Source organism: Sphingomonas sp. URJC2 (assembly GCF_059803575.1).
In genome coordinates, this window is record NZ_JAPFGX010000053.1 from 1 (window position 1) to 17,596 (window position 17,596).

General features: G+C 69.4%; 16 protein-coding genes. 8 read left to right on the plus strand and 8 right to left on the minus strand.

All coding sequences use genetic code 11. The annotated features are described in order from the left end of the window. A partial coding sequence (locus OPU66_RS13795) for a putative bifunctional diguanylate cyclase/phosphodiesterase (RefSeq protein WP_498554242.1) occupies positions 1–1,477 on the plus strand: 1,477 nt, incomplete at its 5' end. Here OPU66_RS13795 and mfd read toward each other — a convergent pair. Further along, a complete protein-coding gene (gene mfd, locus OPU66_RS13800) occupies positions 1,428–4,889 on the minus strand; it encodes a transcription-repair coupling factor (protein ID WP_498554243.1) in 3,462 nt (1,153 codons plus the stop codon). The two genes, OPU66_RS13795 and mfd, sit on opposite strands and share 50 nt — an antisense overlap. 36 nt (positions 4,890–4,925) lie before the next feature. Then, entirely contained in the window at positions 4,926–5,192 is a 267-nt protein-coding gene (locus OPU66_RS13805) for an FAD assembly factor SdhE (protein WP_498554244.1), read from the minus strand. 96 nt (positions 5,193–5,288) lie between these two features. On the opposite strand from OPU66_RS13805, the gene recG reads away from it, so the two are divergent. After that, positions 5,289–7,349 (plus strand): ATP-dependent DNA helicase RecG, encoded by a 2,061-nt coding sequence (recG, locus tag OPU66_RS13810; protein WP_498554245.1) that lies wholly within the window; start codon positions 5,289–5,291, stop codon positions 7,347–7,349. An 81-nt stretch (positions 7,350–7,430) separates the two neighbouring features. Here the strand turns inward: recG and OPU66_RS13815 are convergent, their stop codons facing one another. Further along, positions 7,431–7,757, minus strand: coding sequence for a PilZ domain-containing protein (locus tag OPU66_RS13815; RefSeq protein ID WP_498554246.1), 327 nt, complete (start codon positions 7,755–7,757; stop codon positions 7,431–7,433). Between the two features lie 213 nt (positions 7,758–7,970). Between OPU66_RS13815 and pgi the strand changes: the two genes are divergently transcribed. The 4 genes from pgi to era all read left to right on the plus strand — a co-directional run bounded on the left by pgi (position 7,971) and on the right by era (position 11,864). Next, positions 7,971–9,464 (plus strand): glucose-6-phosphate isomerase, encoded by a 1,494-nt coding sequence (gene pgi / locus OPU66_RS13820; protein ID WP_498554247.1) that lies wholly within the window; start codon positions 7,971–7,973, stop codon positions 9,462–9,464. 92 nt (positions 9,465–9,556) lie between these two features. Continuing rightward, positions 9,557–10,312 (plus strand): signal peptidase I, encoded by a 756-nt coding sequence (lepB, locus tag OPU66_RS13825; RefSeq protein WP_498554257.1) that lies wholly within the window; start codon positions 9,557–9,559, stop codon positions 10,310–10,312. Continuing rightward, positions 10,309–10,974 (plus strand): ribonuclease III, encoded by a 666-nt coding sequence (gene rnc, locus OPU66_RS13830; protein WP_498554248.1) that lies wholly within the window; start codon positions 10,309–10,311, stop codon positions 10,972–10,974. Before lepB ends, rnc begins: the two co-directional genes overlap by 4 nt. After that, positions 10,971–11,864 carry a GTPase Era gene (era, locus tag OPU66_RS13835; protein WP_498554249.1) on the plus strand — a complete coding sequence of 298 codons (894 nt, stop codon included), beginning with the start codon at positions 10,971–10,973 and terminating at the stop codon, positions 11,862–11,864. Before rnc ends, era begins: the two co-directional genes overlap by 4 nt. Positions 11,865–11,978: 114 nt before the next feature. Here era and OPU66_RS13840 read toward each other — a convergent pair whose 3' ends face one another. The 4 genes from OPU66_RS13840 to purC form a co-directional block, all read right to left on the minus strand. Next, a complete protein-coding gene (locus OPU66_RS13840; protein ID WP_498554250.1) occupies positions 11,979–12,680 on the minus strand; it encodes a Crp/Fnr family transcriptional regulator in 702 nt (233 codons plus the stop codon). After that, on the minus strand, positions 12,680–13,348 hold the full coding sequence (gene purQ / locus OPU66_RS13845; protein WP_498554251.1) for a phosphoribosylformylglycinamidine synthase subunit PurQ: 669 nt from the start codon (positions 13,346–13,348) through the stop codon (positions 12,680–12,682). Before purQ ends, OPU66_RS13840 begins: the two co-directional genes overlap by 1 nt. A gap of 11 nt (positions 13,349–13,359) precedes the next feature. After that, on the minus strand, positions 13,360–13,593 hold the full coding sequence (gene purS, locus OPU66_RS13850) for a phosphoribosylformylglycinamidine synthase subunit PurS (RefSeq protein ID WP_498554252.1): 234 nt from the start codon (positions 13,591–13,593) through the stop codon (positions 13,360–13,362). Between the two features lie 82 nt (positions 13,594–13,675). Beyond that, positions 13,676–14,452, minus strand: a complete 777-nt coding sequence (gene purC, locus OPU66_RS13855) for a phosphoribosylaminoimidazolesuccinocarboxamide synthase (RefSeq protein ID WP_498554253.1) — start codon at positions 14,450–14,452, stop codon at positions 13,676–13,678. A gap of 344 nt (positions 14,453–14,796) precedes the next feature. Between purC and OPU66_RS13860 the strand changes: the two genes are divergently transcribed. Continuing rightward, positions 14,797–15,372 (plus strand): PEPxxWA-CTERM sorting domain-containing protein, encoded by a 576-nt coding sequence (locus OPU66_RS13860; protein WP_498554254.1) that lies wholly within the window; start codon positions 14,797–14,799, stop codon positions 15,370–15,372. Between the two features lie 112 nt (positions 15,373–15,484). Here OPU66_RS13860 and OPU66_RS13865 read toward each other — a convergent pair whose 3' ends face one another. Next, positions 15,485–16,006, minus strand: coding sequence for a CAP domain-containing protein (locus OPU66_RS13865; protein ID WP_498554255.1), 522 nt, complete (start codon positions 16,004–16,006; stop codon positions 15,485–15,487). A 166-nt stretch (positions 16,007–16,172) separates the two neighbouring features. Here OPU66_RS13865 and OPU66_RS13870 point away from each other — a divergent pair. Continuing rightward, positions 16,173–17,596: molybdopterin cofactor-binding domain-containing protein (locus OPU66_RS13870; RefSeq protein WP_498554256.1), on the plus strand; the 1,424-nt coding region annotated here is incomplete at its 3' end.

Sequence of the window (17,596 nt, forward strand, 5' to 3'; positions counted from 1 at the left end):
CGGCCGGGCGGCGTTGCGCGCCGGGCGGCGGCGGCTGGCCGGGGGGCGCGGCCCGACTGCGGTGACGGTCGATCTTGCGCGCGGCGGGCGGATCGCCCTGCATCTGTCGCTGCGTCAGGGGCGGCTGAGCGGCCTGGTCGAGCGGCTGGCGGCGGACCCGGAGCCGGAGCTGGCGTTCCGCGATGCGCTGACCGGGCTGCATGACGGCGGCGGCGCGCGGCGCTGGATGGCGGACCGGCTGCGCGCGGGCGAACGGCCGGCGGTGCTGCTGGTCGGGCTGACCCGGTTCAACATGCTCAACACCGCTTATGGCCGGGTGATCGGCGATGCGCTGTTGCAGGCGGCGGCGCGGCGGATCGCGCGCGTGCCCGCCGATCTTGGTCGCAAGGCGTTTGTCGCGCGCATGGCGGGGACCGAGTTTCTGATCGGCGTCGCCCGCCCCGATGCCGACACGCTGCGCGAACTGGCCGAACAGGTGCTGGCCGCGCTTGAACGGCGGTTCGTGGCCGGGCCGGACATGGTGTCGCTGGGCGTCACCATCGGCGGCGTCACCGCCAGCGTCGATGAACAGCCGGCAATGCTGCTCCGGCGGGCGAGCATCGCGCTGGCCGAGGCACGCGAGGGATCGGCCGGGCCGATCTGCCTGCACGACAGCGAGGCGGCGCAGGCGGTGTCGCGCGCCGAGCGGCTGGCCGCCGAACTGCGTCAGGCGATTGCCGCCGGTCAGGTGGACATTGTGTTCCAGCCGCAGGTGTCGATTGCCTCGGGCGCGATCACCGGGGTCGAGGCGCTGGCGCGCTGGCACCATCCCGATTTCGGCGATGTGGGCGCAGAGGCACTGTTCACCGCCGCCGCGCGCGCCAACCATCTGGTCGCGCTGTCGGAGCATGTCCAGCATCAGGCGATGGCAATGGCTGCCGCCTGGCCCGGCACGCTTGCCTGGCTGCGCCTGTCGATCAATGTCACGGCAGAAGAGCTGCACCGGCCGGGCTTTGCCGCTGCCCTGCTGGCACGCGCCGATGCCGCCGGCTTTCGGCGCCGCCGGCTGACCATCGAAGTCACCGAAACCGGGCTGATCGAGGATCTGGGCGCAGCGGCCGAGGCGCTTGCCACGCTGCGCGCCGCCGGCTGCCGGGTGGCGATCGACGATTTCGGCACCGGCTATTCAAGCCTTGCCTATCTGAAGGCGCTGCCGCTCGACTATCTGAAGATCGACAAGGGGCTGACGCAGGACATTGCCGGATCGAACCGCGATCGGGTGGTGGTGCGCGGCGTGATCGACATGGCCCGCTCGCTTGGCCTGGGCGTGATCGCCGAAGGCGTCGAGACCGAGGCCCAGCTCGCCGCGCTGACCGCCGAGGGCTGCACCCTGTATCAGGGCTATCTGTGTTCGGAGCCCATTGACGGCGCGCGGCTGGCGGCCCTGGTCAGGCCGCCAGTTTCGCCAGGCCCCGCGACAGCTGCAATGCCCCGTTGAGCCGCTTGGCCGGGTTCGACCAGTCGCGGGTGATGACCAGCCGCGAATCCGGGCGCAGCCGGGCGCTTTCCCCGATCTTGGCGACATAGGCGAGCAGCCCCTCGACATTGGGCGGCGCATCGTCGTGAAAGGCGACGACCGCGCCGCGCGGCCCGGTTTCGATCTTCGCGACCATCGCCCGCTTGGCGTTGAGCTTGATCTCGATCAGCCGCACCAGATTTTCGGTCGCCGGCGGCAGCGGGCCGAACCGGTCGATCAGCTCGGCGGCAAAGCCTTCGATCGCCTCGGCCGAATCGAGCTCGTTCATCCGCCGATACAGGCCCATGCGCAGATCCAGATCGGGCACATATTCGTCGGGGATCATCACCGGCACATCGACGGTGATGGTGGGCGAGAAGCCCTCGCTGCGCCGCGCCGCCGCCGCGCCGCCAGCCTTGGCGTCGAGGATCGCTTCTTCGAGCATCGACTGGTAGAGTTCGAACCCCACCTCCTTGATATGTCCCGACTGTTCGTCGCCGAGCAGATTGCCCGCGCCGCGAATGTCGAGATCGTGGCTGGCCAGCTGGAAGCCCGCACCCAGGCTGTCGAGATCGGACAGGATTTTCAGCCGCTTCTCCGCCGTGTCGGTGATCGCGGTATCGGCCGGCGTGGTCAGATAGGCATAGGCCCTGATCTTGCCGCGCCCGACCCGGCCGCGCAGCTGATAGAGCTGGGCGAGGCCGAACCGGTCGGCGCGGTTGACGATCAGCGTATTGGCGCTCGGGATATCGAGCCCGCTTTCGACGATGGTCGTCGACACCAGCACGTCATAGCGCTTGTCGTAAAAGGCCGACATGCGCTCCTCCACCTCGGTCGGCGCCATCTGGCCATGCGCGACGACATAGCGGATCTCGGGCACCTCCTCGCGCAGGAATTGCTCGATATCGGGCAGGTCGGCGATGCGCGGGGTGACGAAATAGCTCTGCCCGCCGCGATAATGTTCGCGCAGCAGCGCCTCGCGCAGCACCACCGGGTCCTCGGGCATCACATAGGTGCGCACCGCCAGCCGGTCGACCGGCGGGGTCTGGATCACCGACAGTTCGCGCAGGCCCGACATTGCCATTTGCAAGGTGCGCGGGATCGGCGTCGCGGTCAGCGTCAGCTGATGGACGTCGGTCTTGAGCGCCTTCAGCCTTTCCTTGTGGGTGACGCCGAACCGCTGTTCCTCATCGACGATCACCAGCCCCAGGCGCTTGAACGTAATGCCTTTCGCCAGAATCGCATGGGTGCCGATGACGATGTCGAGCGTGCCGGCCTCCAGCCGTTCCTTGGTCTCCTTCGCCTCCTTGGGCGGCACCAGCCGCGACAGCCGCCCGATTTCGAGCGGGAAGCCCCGGAAGCGTTCGACAAAGCCCTGATAATGCTGGCGGGCAAGCAGGGTCGTCGGGCAGACGACGGCGACCTGCATCCCGGCCATGGCGGCGACAAAGGCGGCGCGCAGCGCCACTTCGGTCTTGCCGAAGCCGACATCGCCGCACACCAGCCGGTCCATCGGCCGGCCGGCGGCCAGATCGTCGAGCACATCGGCGATCGCGCGGTCCTGATCCTCGGTTTCCTCATAGGGAAAACGGTCGGCAAAGGCGGCATAGCCCGAATCGGCCACCGCAATGTCGGCCGGGCGCAGCGCGCGTTCGGCCGCGGTCTTGATCAGCTCGTGCGCGATCTCGCGGATGCGCTCGCGCATCGCCGCCTTGCGCCGCTGCCAGGCCTCGCCGCCCAGCCGGTCGAGCGCCACGCCCTCATTTTCCGCGCCGTAGCGCGACAGGACTTCGAGGTTTTCGACCGGGACATACAGCTTGTCGCCGCCCGCATAGCTGACGGCCACACAGTCATGCGGGCTCTGGCCCACGGGAACCTGGGTCAGCCCTTCATACCGGCCGATGCCGTGATCGACATGGACGACCAGATCGCCGGGACTGAGCGTCGCCAGTTCATTCAGGAACGCATCGGCCTGTTTGCGCCGCTTGCGCCGCCTGACCAGCCGGTCGCCCAGCATGTCCTGTTCAGTAAGCAGCGCGACATCGGGCGTCGAAAAACCGTGATCGAGCGGCAGCACCACCAGAGCGGCACCGGCGCTGTCGGCCTGGCCCAGCGCCTCCTGCCAGCCATCGGCCATGCGCGCGGTTTTGAGGCCATGATCGGCCAGCAGGGCCGCCAGTCGCTCGCGCGCGCCGGAAGAATAGCTGGCGAGAACGACTTTACGGCCTGATTTCTTGAGCTTGGTGCAGTGTTTGACGACGGCTTCGTAGATATTGGCCTGCTGCGCGCGTTCGGGCGCGAAGTCGCGCGCACCCTCGACCGCGAAGTCGATCACCTGATCCCCGGCCGGCGCGGCAAAGGGCGTGGCGAGATGGATCGGCCGCGTCGCGCACGCCTCCGCCCATTCCGCCGCATCCAGATACAGGCCCGCCGGCTCGACCGGGCGATAGCTGCCAGGCGTCGCCGACTGGGCGCGCTGGCGGTTGGCGAAATAATCGGCAATCGCCTCCAGCCGCTGCTCGGTCGCCGCCGTCGTGCCGAAATCGCGTACGACCACACAGCCATCGCCCAGATGATCGAACAGCGTCGCCATCCGCTCTTCGAGCAGCGGCAGCCAATGTTCCATGCCGGCCAGCCTGCGCCCCTCGGTCACCGCCTCATAAAGCGGGTCGCCGGTGGCGGTGGCGCCGAATGTTTCGCGATAACGGCCGCGAAACCGCTTGATGCTGTCGGCGTCGAGCAATGCTTCGGATGCCGGCATCAGCGTGAAGCCGTCGATCCGGTCGATGGTCCTTTGGTCGGCGGGATCGAAACGGCGGACATTCTCGATCTCGTCGCCGAAGAAATCGAGCCGCAGCGCATAGGGTTCGCCGGTCGGGAACAGGTCGATCAGCCCGCCCCTTATCGCATATTCCCCCGCCTCGGCCACGGTGTCGACGCGCTGATAGCCATTGGCCTGCAACCGCTCGGCCAGCCGGTCGCGGTCGATCCGCTCGCCCGGGGCCAGCCGCGCGACCAGCTGGCGGATGCGGAACGGGGTCAGCACCCGCTGCACGGCGGCGCTCGCCGTGGTCACGATCAGCTGCGGGCCCTTGGACCGCGCCTGCAGCCGGTTGAGCGTCGCCAGCCGTTCGGACTGGATGCGCAGCGACGGCGAGGCGCGGTCATAGGGCAGCACGTCCCACGCCGGGAAGCTCAGCACCTCAAGCTCGGGCGCGAAAAACCCGGCCGATTCCGCCATCGCGCGCATCGCCGCCTCGTCGGAGGCGATGAACACCGCGCGCACCGGGGCGGCGCGCGCCAGATCGGCCATCAGCCAGGGCAGGAACCCGGCCGGCACACCGGCGAGCGTCAGCGCCCCGCCGGGCGCGAGAATGCGGCGCAGATCGGTCATGCGCGCATCGCCAGATGACGGGTCGGGGAGATGATCTTACTTTTCGACAGGGACATAATCGAGCTTCTTCAGATCATCCATCATCGGTCCGCGCCACGCCTCGGGCACCTCGGCGGTGCCGATCGCCCAGGCCATGATGTCGACATCCTGTTCGTCCATCAGCGCTTCGAACCAGGCGATCTCGTCGTCGCTCCAGCGGTCCGAATGCAGGCGGAAAAAACCGCCGATCAGGATATCCGCCTCTTTGGTGCCGCGATGCGTCGCGCGGAAGCCAAGGCGTTTCAGGCGGATTTCGCGGTCCATGATCGGCTCCATCGGATGGCACAGGGGTGCGGGTGTTCGGGTGCCGAACGCGCTGGCGGGCGCGCCGGCATTGTGATTAGAAGCGGCCAGATAGGCATGCGACCCGAAATCCTCAATCCGCTGTTCGCCGAAGTCGAGGCGCTGAAAGGCATCGGCCCGGCGCTGCGCCGGCCGCTCGAACGGCTGGGGCTGGCGCGCGCGGTCGATATCGCCTTTCACCTGCCGACCGGCTGGGTCGACCGGCTGGCCGTCGACCGGCTGGCCGAGGCGCGGCCGGGGCAGGTGATCCTGACCACGCTCACCGCAACCGGCTATCGCGCCGCCGCCGGGCGCGGCCCGTTCCGCGTGCAGGCGGCGGATGCGGCGGGCGATCCGGTCAGCCTTGTCTATTTCGGCGGCAATCCGGGCTGGGCGCGCAAGCTGTTTCCGCTGGGCGAGGCGCGGCGCGTGTCCGGCCGGCTCGACGCCTATGGCGAGGGGTTGCAGATCGTCCACCCCGATCTCGTCCTGCTGCCCGGAGAGGCCGAGCCGCCGCTGCGCGAGCCGGTCTATCCGCTGTCCGAAGGCATGACGTCACGCCGGCTCGGCCAGCTGGCGCAGCAGGCGCTGGCGCGCGCGCCCGATCTGCCCGAGTGGATCGAGCCGAGCCTGCTTGCCACGCGCGGCTGGCCGGACTGGCGCACGGCGCTGAACGCTGCCCATGCCGACCCCGCCGATCAGGCGGCGCGCGACCGGCTGGCCTATGACGAGGTGTTCGCCAACCAGCTGGCGCTGATGCTCGTCCGCGCCTCGGCACGGCGGCGGCGGGGACGGGCGCTGATCGGCGACGGGCGGCTGCGGGATGCGCTCAACCTGCCTTATGCCCCCACCGGCGCGCAAAGCCGGGCGATGGCGGAGATCGAGGGCGATCTGCGTCAGGATGCGCCGATGCTGCGGCTGCTGCAGGGCGATGTCGGCGCGGGCAAGACGCTGGTCGCGGTGATGGCGCTGCTGGTGGCGGTCGAGGCGGGGACGCAGGGGGCGTTGCTCGCGCCGACCGAAATCCTCGCGCGCCAGCACCATGCCTCGCTGTCGCGGCTGCTCGCCGGCCTGCCGGTCAATGTCGCGATCCTGACCGGGCGGGAAAAGGGGCGGGTGCGCGATGCCACGCTGATGGGGCTGGCCGACGGGTCGATCGACATTCTGGTCGGCACCCATGCAATCTTCCAGCAGGATGTGAACTATCGCCGGCTCGGGCTTGCTGTGATTGACGAACAGCATCGTTTCGGCGTGTCGCAGCGGCTGATGCTGGCGCAAAAGGCCGCCACCCCGCCGCATGTGCTGGTGATGACGGCGACGCCGATCCCGCGCACGCTGACGCTCACCCAATATGGCGAAATGGATGTCAGCCGCCTCGATGAAATGCCCCCGGGGCGCCAGCCGATCGAGACGCGGGTGATCGCCGAGGACCGGCTTGCCGAGGTGGTCGAGGCGCTGGGGCGGCTGATGGCGCAGGGCGGCCAGGCCTATTGGGTGTGCCCGCTGGTCGAGGAGAGCGAGAACAGCGATCTCGCCGCGGCCGAGGCGCGGGCAGAGGCGCTGCGCCTGCGCTTTGGCGCGGAACGGATCGGGCTGGTCCATGGCCGGATGAAGGGGCCGGACAAGGATGCGGTGATGGCCGATTTTGCCGCCGGGCGCGTCGCCGTGCTGGTGGCAACGACGGTGATCGAAGTCGGCGTCGATGTGCCCAATGCGACGCTGATCGTGATCGAACATGCCGACCGGTTCGGCCTGGCGCAGCTGCACCAGCTGCGCGGGCGGGTGGGGCGCGGCACCGGGCGGTCGACCTGTCTGCTGCTGCGCTCGGGCGCGCTGGGCGAGACGGCGCGGGCGCGGCTGGCGCTGATGCGCGAGAGCAATGATGGTTTCCGCATCGCCGAAGAGGATCTGCGGCTGCGCGGGCCGGGCGAAATCCTCGGCACCCGCCAGTCGGGCGAGCATGTCTTCCGCCTCGCCACGCCCGAACAGGTGCAGGCGCTGCTGCCGGTCGCGACCGACGATGCGCGGCTGCTCGTCGACCGCGATGGCGGGCTGGACGGGCCGCGCGGGCGCGCGGCGCGGCTGGCGCTGTATCTGTTCGAGCGCGATGCCGGCGTGGCGCTGCTGCGCGGGGGATAAAATCGAACTGAAAAAGTGTTTTAGGCGAGTTCGCTCTCAAACATATTCAATCGGCCGTCCCGCGTACCCGGCAAGATTTGCCTAGCGCGCATCGCGGACGAGCGCGCCTAGCAGGTCGAGATAGGGCGCGAGATCGATCATCCGGTCGAACTGGCAGCCGACGCGCCCGCCCAGCGCCCAGCGCACATCGGCCCGGATCTGGCCGACCACCGGCAGGCGCAGCGTCATCCAGCTGCCCGGCACCAGCGTTGCTTCGGTGCGCGCCATGAAGCCGGTCGCCGAGATGTTGACGATCTGCAGGCCGAAGGACATGCCGGCATCGTCGGTGCCGCGGGTGCGGTAATAGACATCGTCGCGCGGGGATTCCCGGCGGTTGAGGTTGAACGCGGCGCGATATCCTGCGGCCAATGGTCGACCCTCCGGCGTGACGGCATTGCTCCGCGCATCCTAACCGCGCGGGCGTTAACCGGGGCGCAAGGAACGGGCTTAAGGGAAGCTTGCCGGCCCGCTCCGGACGCTCCCGCGCGCACACCTGCCGGGTGATTGGCGCGCTTGCACATGGCCGGGGGCGGGGTAGAGATGACGGGTTGCCCGCGCGCCGGGCCGAACAAGGGGGACAAGATGATGCAGGCGCCTGCCTGGCCGACCGAGACCAAACGCCAGACCCTGGCCGAACTGTTCGCCGCCGATCCGGAGCGGGTGGGCCAGTTCGCGTTCGAGGCGGCGGGGCTTTATGTCGATTTTTCCAAGACGCATCTCGACCGCGATCTGGCGGCGCGTTTTGCCGGTTTTGCCGCCGAACGCGGGCTGGCGGCGGCGCGCGATGCGCTGTTCGGCGGGGCGGTCATCAACACCAGCGAGGGGCGCGCCGCCGAACACAGCGCCGAACGCGGCGAGGGCGCGCCCGAAAGCGTCGCCCGTGCGCGCGGCTTTCATGCGCGGATGCGCGCGCTGATTGACGCCATCGAGGCGGGGGCGCTCGGCCCGGTGCGCCATGTGCTCCATATCGGCATTGGCGGATCGGCGCTCGGCCCTGATCTGCTCGTCGATGCGCTGGGGCGGCACGACAGCCAATATGACGTCGCCGTGGTGTCGAACGTCGACGGCGCGGCGCTGGAGGCGGCGTTCAGCCGCTTCGATCCCGGTGCGACGCTGGTGGTGATCGCGTCCAAGACCTTCACCACCACCGAGACGATGCTCAACGCCGCCTCGGCGCTGGCCTGGCTGACGGAAGCGGGGGTGGAGGATCCCTATGGCCGCGTCGTCGCGCTCACCGCCGCGCCCGACAAGGCGGTTGCCTGGGGCGTCGATGAAACCCGCGTGCTGCCATTTTCGGAGAGTGTCGGCGGGCGCTATTCGCTGTGGTCGTCGATCGGCTTTCCCGCCGCGCTGGCGCTGGGCTGGGACGCATTTGAGCGGCTGCTCGAGGGTGCGGCGGCGATGGACCGGCATTTCCGGCTTGCCCCGGCGGAGCGCAACGCGCCGCTGCTCGCCGCGATTGCCGACCAATATTATGTCCAGCTGCGCGGCTGCGAGACCCGCGCGGTGTTCGCCTATGACGAGCGGCTGCGGCTGCTGCCCTCCTATCTCCAGCAGCTGGAGATGGAATCGAACGGCAAGCGGGTGACGCCCGATGGCACCGCCCTGTCCTGGCAGAGCGCTGCGATCACCTGGGGCGGCGTTGGCACCGATGCCCAGCACGCGGTGTTCCAGCTGCTCCATCAGGGCACAAGGCTGGTCCCGGTCGAGTTCGTGGCGGTGGCCGAGCCGGGCCATGCGCTCGACCCCGCCCATCATCGCGCGCTGCTGACCAACTGCTTCGCACAGGGCGCGGCGCTAATGGCGGGGCAGGCGAGCGACGATCCGCAGCGCGCCTATCCGGGCGACCGGCCGTCGGTCACCATCCTGATCGACGATCTGACGCCCGAGGCGCTGGGCGCGCTGATCGCCTTTTACGAGCAGCGCACCTTTGCCAATGCGGTGATGCTGGGGATCAATCCGTTCGACCAATTCGGCGTCGAGCTGGGCAAGGCGATTGCCCGGCGGATCGAGGCCGATGGCCCGACCGGGTTCGATCCCTCCACCCAGGCGCTGCTGGCGCGGGCGTTCGACTGAATGGACCGGCGGCCGGCAGCGGGCGGGGACGCGCGCTGAAACAGCTGATCAGGCGCGCGCGCCCGCGTGGCGGCGAAGGCCGCCGGTTCCTTATCTTTCTTGCCCAGTTGGCGCTGGCCGTGGTCGCGGTCCGCAGCCTTGTCGCTGCGCCCTATGCAATCCCGTCGCCATCGATGATGCCGGCGCTGCTGCCGGGCGATTACATGATCGCCACCCGCTATCCCTATGGCTGGTCGTGGTTCAGCCTGCCCGGCGGCGCAGCACTGGGGCAGAGCGCCGGACCGGAGAGCCGGCTGGCGGGTCGCATGCCCGTGCGCGGCGATGTCATCGTGTTCCGCGCCCCCGGCGATTCGGGGCGCGATCTGGTCAAGCGGGTGATCGGCCTGCCCGGCGACCGGGTGGCGCTCAGCGGCGGGCGGCTGGTGCTGAACGGGGTCGCCGTTCCCCGGCTGCGCCTGCCCGACCTGCTGGTGCCGGCCGGCCCCGGCGCGGGTGGCGCGGGGGCGGGCTGCCCGCGCCTCAGGCGGCGGATGGCGGGGGGCGTGATGATGTGCGCCTATACGCGCCACCGCGAAACGCTCCCCGGCGGGCGGCGGCATGACGTCATCGGGCTCGATCTGGCGGTGGACGGCGCGTGGACGGTGCCGCCCGGCCATGTGTTCGTGATGGGCGACAATCGCGACCGCAGCCGCGACAGCCGCAGCCCGGCGGTCGGGCCGGTGCCGGTGGCGCGCATCACCGGCCGGGCGGAACGGATTCTGCTGTCCTTTCGTGCATCGGGGGGCTGGCGAAGCCCGGCAAGCTGGCGCAATGCGATCCGGTGGGAACGGATCGGACACCGGCCATGACCGGGCTTGAGGACTGGATTGCGGGCACGCTGGGGCGCGCGCCGCGGACGCTGGCACTGTATCAGCGCGCGCTGACCCATGGCAGCCGCGAAGAGCCGGATTATGAACGGCTGGAGTTTCTGGGCGACCGGGTGCTCGGCCTGACCATCGCCCGCTGGCTGTATGACCGGTTTGCCGATGAGCCGGAGGGCAAGCTGTCCTGGCGGCTCAATGCCCTGGTGTCGGGCAGCATGTGCGCCGAGGTGGGCCGCGAAATCGGGCTGCGCGCGCATCTGCGCCTGGGCAAGCAGGCGCGTGACGATGGCGCTGCCGACAGCGACAATATTCTGGGCGATGTGGTGGAAGCGCTGATCGGCGCGCTCTATCTCGATCACGGCGTCGAGGCGGCCGAGGCGTTCATCCGCGCTCGCTGGGAATCGCGGCTCGATCATCAGCAGCGCGCGCCCCGCCACCCCAAATCGGCGTTGCAGGAATGGGCCGCCGCCCATCGCCGCAAGCCGCCCGTTTACGAACAGGTCGAGCGGTCCGGCCCCGAACATGCGCCGCGCTTTACCGTGCGGGTCTCGGTCCGCAATGCCGGGGAGGCGACCGGCACCGGCACCTCCAAGCAGGAGGCCGAAACCCTTGCCGCCCGTGCCTTGCTGGAGATACTTGAGAAATGACGGAAAGATGCGGCCTCGTCGCCGTGGTCGGGGCGCCCAATGCGGGCAAATCGACGCTGGTGAATGCGCTGGTCGGCCAGAAGGTCGCCATCGTCAGCCCCAAGGCGCAGACGACGCGCACCCGGCTGATGGGCATTGCCATTGCAGGCGACAGCCAGATCATGCTGGTCGACACGCCGGGGATTTTCGAGCCGCGCCGCCGGCTGGACCGCGCGATGGTGCAGGCGGCCTGGGGCGGGGCGGCTGATGCCGACGTCATCGCGCTGATCGTCGATGCGCGCGCCGGGCTTGGCCCCAAGGTGATGGCGATTGTCGACGGGCTGAAGGCGCGGCCCGAACCCAAGATCCTGGTGCTCAACAAGGTCGATATCGCGGCCAAGGACAAGCTGCTCGTCCATGCCGCGCGGCTGACCGAGGCGCTGGCCTTTGACGCCGTCTATATGGTCAGCGCCGCGACCGGCGACGGCGTGGCCGATCTGAAGGCCGCACTCGCCGCGCACATGCCCGAGGGGCCATGGCATTTCCCCGAGGATCAGGTGTCCGACGCCGCCGACCGGATGCTCGCCGCCGAGGTGACGCGCGAGCAGCTTTACCTCCAGCTCCATGCCGAGCTGCCCTATGCGAGCGCGGTCGAGACCGAACAATATCGCGAGCGCGATGACGGCTCGGTCGAGATCCACCAGCAGATTCTGGTCGCGCGGCCGACCCAGCGGGCGATTGTGCTCGGCAAGGGCGGGCAGCAGATCCGGACGATCGGCGAACGCGCGCGCACCGAGCTTGCCCGGCTGCTCGGCCGCAAGGTGCATCTCTATCTGCATGTGAAGGTCAAGGAAGACTGGGACGAGGATCGCGGGCTGTACCGCGATATCGGGCTCGACTGGGTCGACTGACCGGAAGGTGTTCAGAGCATTTTCAAGCCGGGTTGGATCACCCGGCGACTCGGAAAATGCGGCAAATCAAAGGGCCGGAGCGGCCGATCCGATGCAATCGGATCGGAAACCGCTCTAGCCCGTCGCCGCGGTCCGCAAGGCGGCGGGGTCCGGCACCTCCAGCCCGCGCAGGCCGACGCGGCGCACCGCGCCCATCGCCTCGAGCGCGGTGAGCTGGCGGCTCACCGTTTCGATGGTCAGCCCCAGCAGCGCCGCCATTTCGCCGCGCGTCAGCGGCAGCTCGATCCGGCGGGCGGCACCGGCCCGTGGCGGCGTGCAGTCGCCGTCGAGGAACATCAGGATCAGCCCCGCGACCCGCGCACGCGCATCGCGCCGCCCGATCAGGTCGATCAGGTCGCGGGCGCGGTCGAGCTGGGCGCTGGTCGCGCGCAGCAGCCGGTCGAGAAAGGCGGCATGGCCCTGCATTTCGCGGGCGATGACATCGCGGGGGAACAGGCAGACCTCGCTGTCGGCGAGCGCGGTTGCCGTGCAGTCGATGGCGGTGGCGAACATCCGCGCCATGAAATCGGCGGGGTGGACCAAGGCGACGATGCGCTCGACGCCTTCGCTGTCGATGCGGGCGAGCTTGAGCGCGCCCGACACCAAAGTCGCGCAGGCGATATTGTCGTCACCCGCCAGAAACAGCGTCTCGCCGCGCCGGATGGTTCGCCGCCGCCCGAGCCGGGCCAGATCCTGCCGCTCGCGCTCGCCAAGCCCGGCGCAGACGGCGACATCGCGCACCGGGCAGTCGTCACAGCCCAGCGGATCGTGCGCCATCAGGCGCCCACCGTCTCCAGCAGCCCCTCGAACAGCCGGCGGCCATCGCTGCCGCCATGCGCGGCCTCGATCCGCCGTTCGGGATGAGGCATCATGCCCAGCACATTGCCGCGTTCGCTGACGATGCCGGCAATGCCGCGCGCCGAGCCATTGACCGGCTCGGCATAGCGGAACGCCACCCGGCCTTCGCCCTCCAGCCGGTCGAGCGTCTCGGCATCGGCATTGTAATTGCCGTCATGATGGGCGACCGGCACGGTGATCGTCTCACCCGCGCGGTAGCCGTGGGTGAAGGGCGAGTCGGTCTCGCCGACGGTCAGCGCCACGTCGCGGCAGACAAAGTCCAGCCCGGCATTGCGCATCAGCGCGCCCGGCAGCAGCCCGGCCTCGGTCAGCACCTGAAAGCCGTTGCAGATGCCGATCACCGGCACGCCGCGCGCCGCCGCTTCGGCCACCGCGCGCATCACCGGGCTGCGCGCCGAAATCGCCCCGCAGCGCAGATAGTCGCCATAGGAAAAACCGCCGGGAATGCCGATCAGCCCCAGATTGGCCGGCAGCTCGGTGTCGCGGTGCCAGACCATCGCCGGGGCCTTGCCGGTGACGTCGCGGATCGCCACCGCCAGATCGCGGTCGCAATTGGAGCCGGGGAAGACGATGACGGCGCTGTTCATGCCCGGCCCGCTCATCCCAGCCGCTCGATCCGGTAATTCTCGATCACCGTGTTGGCGAGCAGCTTCTGGCACATCGCCTCGATGTCCTGATCGGACGTGCCGTCGGCCAGATCGAGCTCGATCAGCTTGCCGGCGCGCACATCCTCGACGCCGGCAAAGCCCAGCCCGGTCAGCGCATGATGGATCGCTTTGCCCTGGGGATCGAGAACGCCGTTCTTGAGCGTGACGAAGATACGGGCTTTCATGACTGCGCGCCTTGCCTTGGAAAGTCTGGGGAAAATCGGTCCTGCCCCGGCCCTATGCCGGGCCGGAACAGGGGCTGCAAGCTCAGCGGCCGCGCCGCTTGCGGTGGGATTCGAGGTCGAGCACGGCATTTTCGCCCTCGGGCATCAGCCCCAGCCGCCGCGCCACTTCCTGATAGGCCTCGACCTCGCCGCCGAGATCGCGGCGGAACCGGTCCTTGTCCAGCTTTTCGCCGGTTTCCGCGTCCCACAGCCGGCAGCCATCGGGGCTGATCTCGTCGGCCAGGATCACCCGGCTATAGTCATTGTCCCAGATCCGCCCGAACTCGAGCTTGAAATCGACCAGACGGATGCCGATGCCGGCGAACAGGCCCGACAGGAAATCATTCACCCGGATCGCCATGTCCTGGATGTCGTGCATCTCGTCCTGGCTGGCCCAGCCGAAACAGGCGATATGTTCTTCCGACACCAGCGGATCGCCGAGCGCGTCGTCCTTGTAATAATATTCGATGATCGTGCGCGGCAGCTGCGTGCCTTCCTCGATCCCCAGCCGCTTGGACAGGGTGCCGGCGGCGACGTTGCGCAGCACGACCTCGATCGGGATGATCTCAACCTGGCGAATCAGCTGTTCGCGCATGTTGAGCCGCCGGATGAAATGGGTCGGCACGCCGATCTGGCCGAGCAGGGTGAAGACATGCTCGGAAATGCGGTTGTTGAGCACGCCCTTGCCGCTGATCGTGCCCTTTTTCTGGGCGTTGAACGCGGTCGCGTCATCCTTGAAATACTGAATGAGCGTGCCCGGTTCGGGGCCTTCATAAAGGATCTTGGCCTTGCCTTCGTAGATCTGGCGGCGCCGGGCCATGGGCAGAAGCTCCTTTGACGCGCACGGGGCGCGGAAATAAAGCCGCCCCGGCGCGCCGGTGGGCGGGCGCTGCCGAGGCGGTGTGGGGCGGCTATAGCCAATAGGGCGGCAGCGCGCAAATGACTGGGGCAATGGCATGTGCGTGACGATGCGAGCGGGGGATCGCCGGTCGCGAGAAACATCGGAAATGATCTTGTCGATCCGCAAAAAGATCGCCACGGGCTGCGGAATCCGCTATGGCAGGTCGCAAACATGGTTAAGCCGTCAGTAACGCTGACATTCACCATAAACGACACTTAAAACATTTACCTGCCTGTGTAAGAGCAGGGTTCAGGGAGTCGAACATGTTGAAAGAGATCATCGCCTCGAACACGGCAAAGCTGATAGCGGCCTGTGTGTGCCCGGTGGTCGGCACTGCAGCCGTGACGATGGGGGTGCCCAAGGTGCGCCAGGCCGTGCACCGCGCGACCGCGCCGGCGCAGCCGACCCGGACCGCGCGGGCCAAGCCGCGGGTGCGCACGCCCGCTCAGGCGGCGGTGACGCCGGTGGGCGCGGGAATCATCTGCCCGGATCCGGTGGTGATCACCAGCAACCCGCTGGTCACGCCCTTTTCCAACCCGATCGCGCCGGTGGCGAGCGCGCCGGTGCGGCCGGATCAGGTGTCGTTCGCGCTGCCCAACCGTCCTTTTTTTCCGGGCGGCCCGAATCCGGGCCTGTTCCCCGGCAGCCCGCCGCCTGAAGGCGGCGATCCGACCAACCCGCCGCCGCCCGGACCGCCGCCCCCGCCGGGCGTCGATCAGCCGCCGCCCATCCCCGAGCCTGCGACCTGGGCGCAGATGATGATCGGTTTCGGCGTCGTCGGCGGCGCGACCCGGATCGTCTGGCGGCAGCGCAAGGCCCGTGAGGAAGCGCAGGCCTGACCGCCGGCTTTCCGGGGCCGGTCCGGCCCTGACTGGATGACCTGAAAAAAAACGGCCCGGTTTCGCCGGGCCGTTTTTTGTGTTGTTGCGGCTGACGAAGCTGCGGGCCGGGTCAGACGACCTGTTGGCCCATCACATTACCACCCTGGCTGTAGCGACAGACGAGGAAATCTTCGTCCGCCCCGCGCGCAATGGCACAGCCGACCTTGCGCGTCTCGCGCCAGATCACCTGGGTGTAATGGCCGACCCGGTCGAGATCGCCGCTGCGCGACACGGCGGGGAAGACGCCGGGGCGATAATCATGCTTTTCCGCCAGCCACAGCCCGACCATCTCTTCAGGCGCCCAGGCCCCGCGCGTGCCGGCCCACAGATTTTCGCCCTGAACCTCAGGATCGGTGGGGTCGGCGCGCGAATGGACAAAGCTGTTGGTCGCAGCGAGCGCCTCGGCCCAGTTGGCGGCATCGGCGGCCAGCTGTTCGTCCCATTCGAGCGGCGGCACGCCGATGGCCGCGCGCTCACGGTTGTGGGCGGCGAGCAGGCGGGTGTCGAGATTGGACAGCCGGTCATTGTTCGCCGCGGTCAGCGGCGACACCAGTGCGAGCAGCGCGGCAAGGCAGACCCGGCGTGGCGACATGCCTTTGGCATAATCCTGCGGGCGTTAACGCCCTGCCGAACGCTTATGGTGAATCGGGCGTTAAGATTTCGCTCGCCAGTCGGGCATCGCCGCCCGTGCATCGCCATTCGGGCGATTGACGATCTGGCAGTGGCGCCGGCAGCCGGGCTTGGCTATCTGCCGGCCGATGCGGCGGATCGACACAGGCTTCGGCACAATCGGCGGGCATGACGGGCTGACGCGGCGGCGGCTGCTGGTCGCTGGCGGGCTGGGGGTCGGGCTGGCGGTTGGCTGGACGGCATGGCCGCGCGACTATCCGCTCAACATTCCGCTCGGCCCGGGCGAGCTGCTGTTCAACGCCTATGTCCGCATTGCCGAGGACGGGCGGGTGATCGTGGCGATGCCGCAGGCGGAGACCGGGCAGGGCGCGTGGACCGGGCTGGCGCAGATCGTCGCGGACGAGCTTGGCGCGGACTGGCGGGCGATCGCGGTCGAACCCGCGCCGATCCATCCGCTGTTCGCCAATCAGCGCTTTGTCGCCGATCTTGCCGCCGAGGTCGGGCGCGCGCCCGCCGCGCTGGCCGATGATTTTGCGCGCCGGGCGGCGATCATGGTCACCGCCGGATCGACGAGCGTGCGGATGTTCGAGATGCCGATGCGGCTCGCCGCCGCGGCCGCGCGTGCGCAATTGTGCGCCGCCGCCGCCGCACGCTGGGGGATTGAGGCGGAGGCGTGCGATACCCGTGCCGGGTTCGTGGTGGCGGGCGACCGGCGGCTGCGTTTCGGCGCGCTGGCCGCCGATGCCGCCGCGCTTCCGCCGCCAGCCCAGCCGGTGCTGCGGCTGACCAGCGACAACCGGCTGGCCGGTCAGCCGCTGCCCCGGCTCGACAGCCCGGCCAAGCTCGACGGCTCGGCCAGTTTTGCCGCCGATGTCCGGCTGCCGGGGATGGTGTTTGCCGCGCTGCGCCAACCCCCGCTGGGCGGCGGGGCGCTTGTCGGGGTCGATCTTGCCGCCGCCGATGCGGTTCCGGGTGTGATGGCTGTCGTCCAGACCCCGGGCTGGGTGGCGGCGGCTGCGACGACCGGCTGGGCGGCGATCCGCGCGGTCGATGCGATGCGGCCGCGTTTCCGTGTCGACGGCCCGCTGGTCGATGATCGCATGATCGGCGCGGCGCTGGCCGAGGCGCTGGCCGGCAGCGGCGCGGCGCTGGTGCGGCGCGGCGATCCCGACACCGCGCTGGCCGCCGGGATCACGCTCAGCGCCGATTATCAGGTTGCGCCGTCGCTGCGTGCGCCGGTCGAGCCGGTGGCGGCGACCGCGCAGTTTGCCGGCGGGCGGCTGTCGCTGTGGCTGCCGACGCTCGCGCCCGAGGCGGCGCGGCAGGCGGTGGCGGCGGCGCTCGATCTCGATCCCGGAGCGGTCATCATCCATCCGATGCCGGTCGGCGGGCCGACCGGGCGGGGGATGGAGGCCGATGCCGCGATCCAGGCGGCAAAGCTCAGCGCGCGGCTGAAACGCCCGGTGCAGCTGCAATGGGGCCGGGCCGAGGATCTGCTGCACGACCCCGGCCGCCCGGCGGCGCGGGCGCGGCTGGCGGCGCGGATCGCGGG

Coding starts and splice junctions, on each gene's coding strand:
- mfd (WP_498554243.1), bottom strand. CDS start 4,889: ATGACCGATCTGCGCCGCATTCTCGCGCCCGGCGGGGCGCTGACGCTC.
- OPU66_RS13805 (WP_498554244.1), bottom strand. CDS start 5,192: ATGGACCGCGAAATCCGCCTGAAACGCCTTGGCTTCCGCGCGACGCAT.
- recG (WP_498554245.1), top strand. CDS start 5,289: ATGCGACCCGAAATCCTCAATCCGCTGTTCGCCGAAGTCGAGGCGCTG.
- pgi (WP_498554247.1), top strand. CDS start 7,971: ATGATGCAGGCGCCTGCCTGGCCGACCGAGACCAAACGCCAGACCCTG.
- rnc (WP_498554248.1), top strand. CDS start 10,309: ATGACCGGGCTTGAGGACTGGATTGCGGGCACGCTGGGGCGCGCGCCG.
- era (WP_498554249.1), top strand. CDS start 10,971: ATGACGGAAAGATGCGGCCTCGTCGCCGTGGTCGGGGCGCCCAATGCG.
- OPU66_RS13840 (WP_498554250.1), bottom strand. CDS start 12,680: ATGGCGCACGATCCGCTGGGCTGTGACGACTGCCCGGTGCGCGATGTC.
- purQ (WP_498554251.1), bottom strand. CDS start 13,348: ATGAACAGCGCCGTCATCGTCTTCCCCGGCTCCAATTGCGACCGCGAT.
- purS (WP_498554252.1), bottom strand. CDS start 13,593: ATGAAAGCCCGTATCTTCGTCACGCTCAAGAACGGCGTTCTCGATCCC.
- purC (WP_498554253.1), bottom strand. CDS start 14,452: ATGGCCCGGCGCCGCCAGATCTACGAAGGCAAGGCCAAGATCCTTTAT.
- OPU66_RS13860 (WP_498554254.1), top strand. CDS start 14,797: ATGTTGAAAGAGATCATCGCCTCGAACACGGCAAAGCTGATAGCGGCC.
- OPU66_RS13865 (WP_498554255.1), bottom strand. CDS start 16,006: ATGTCGCCACGCCGGGTCTGCCTTGCCGCGCTGCTCGCACTGGTGTCG.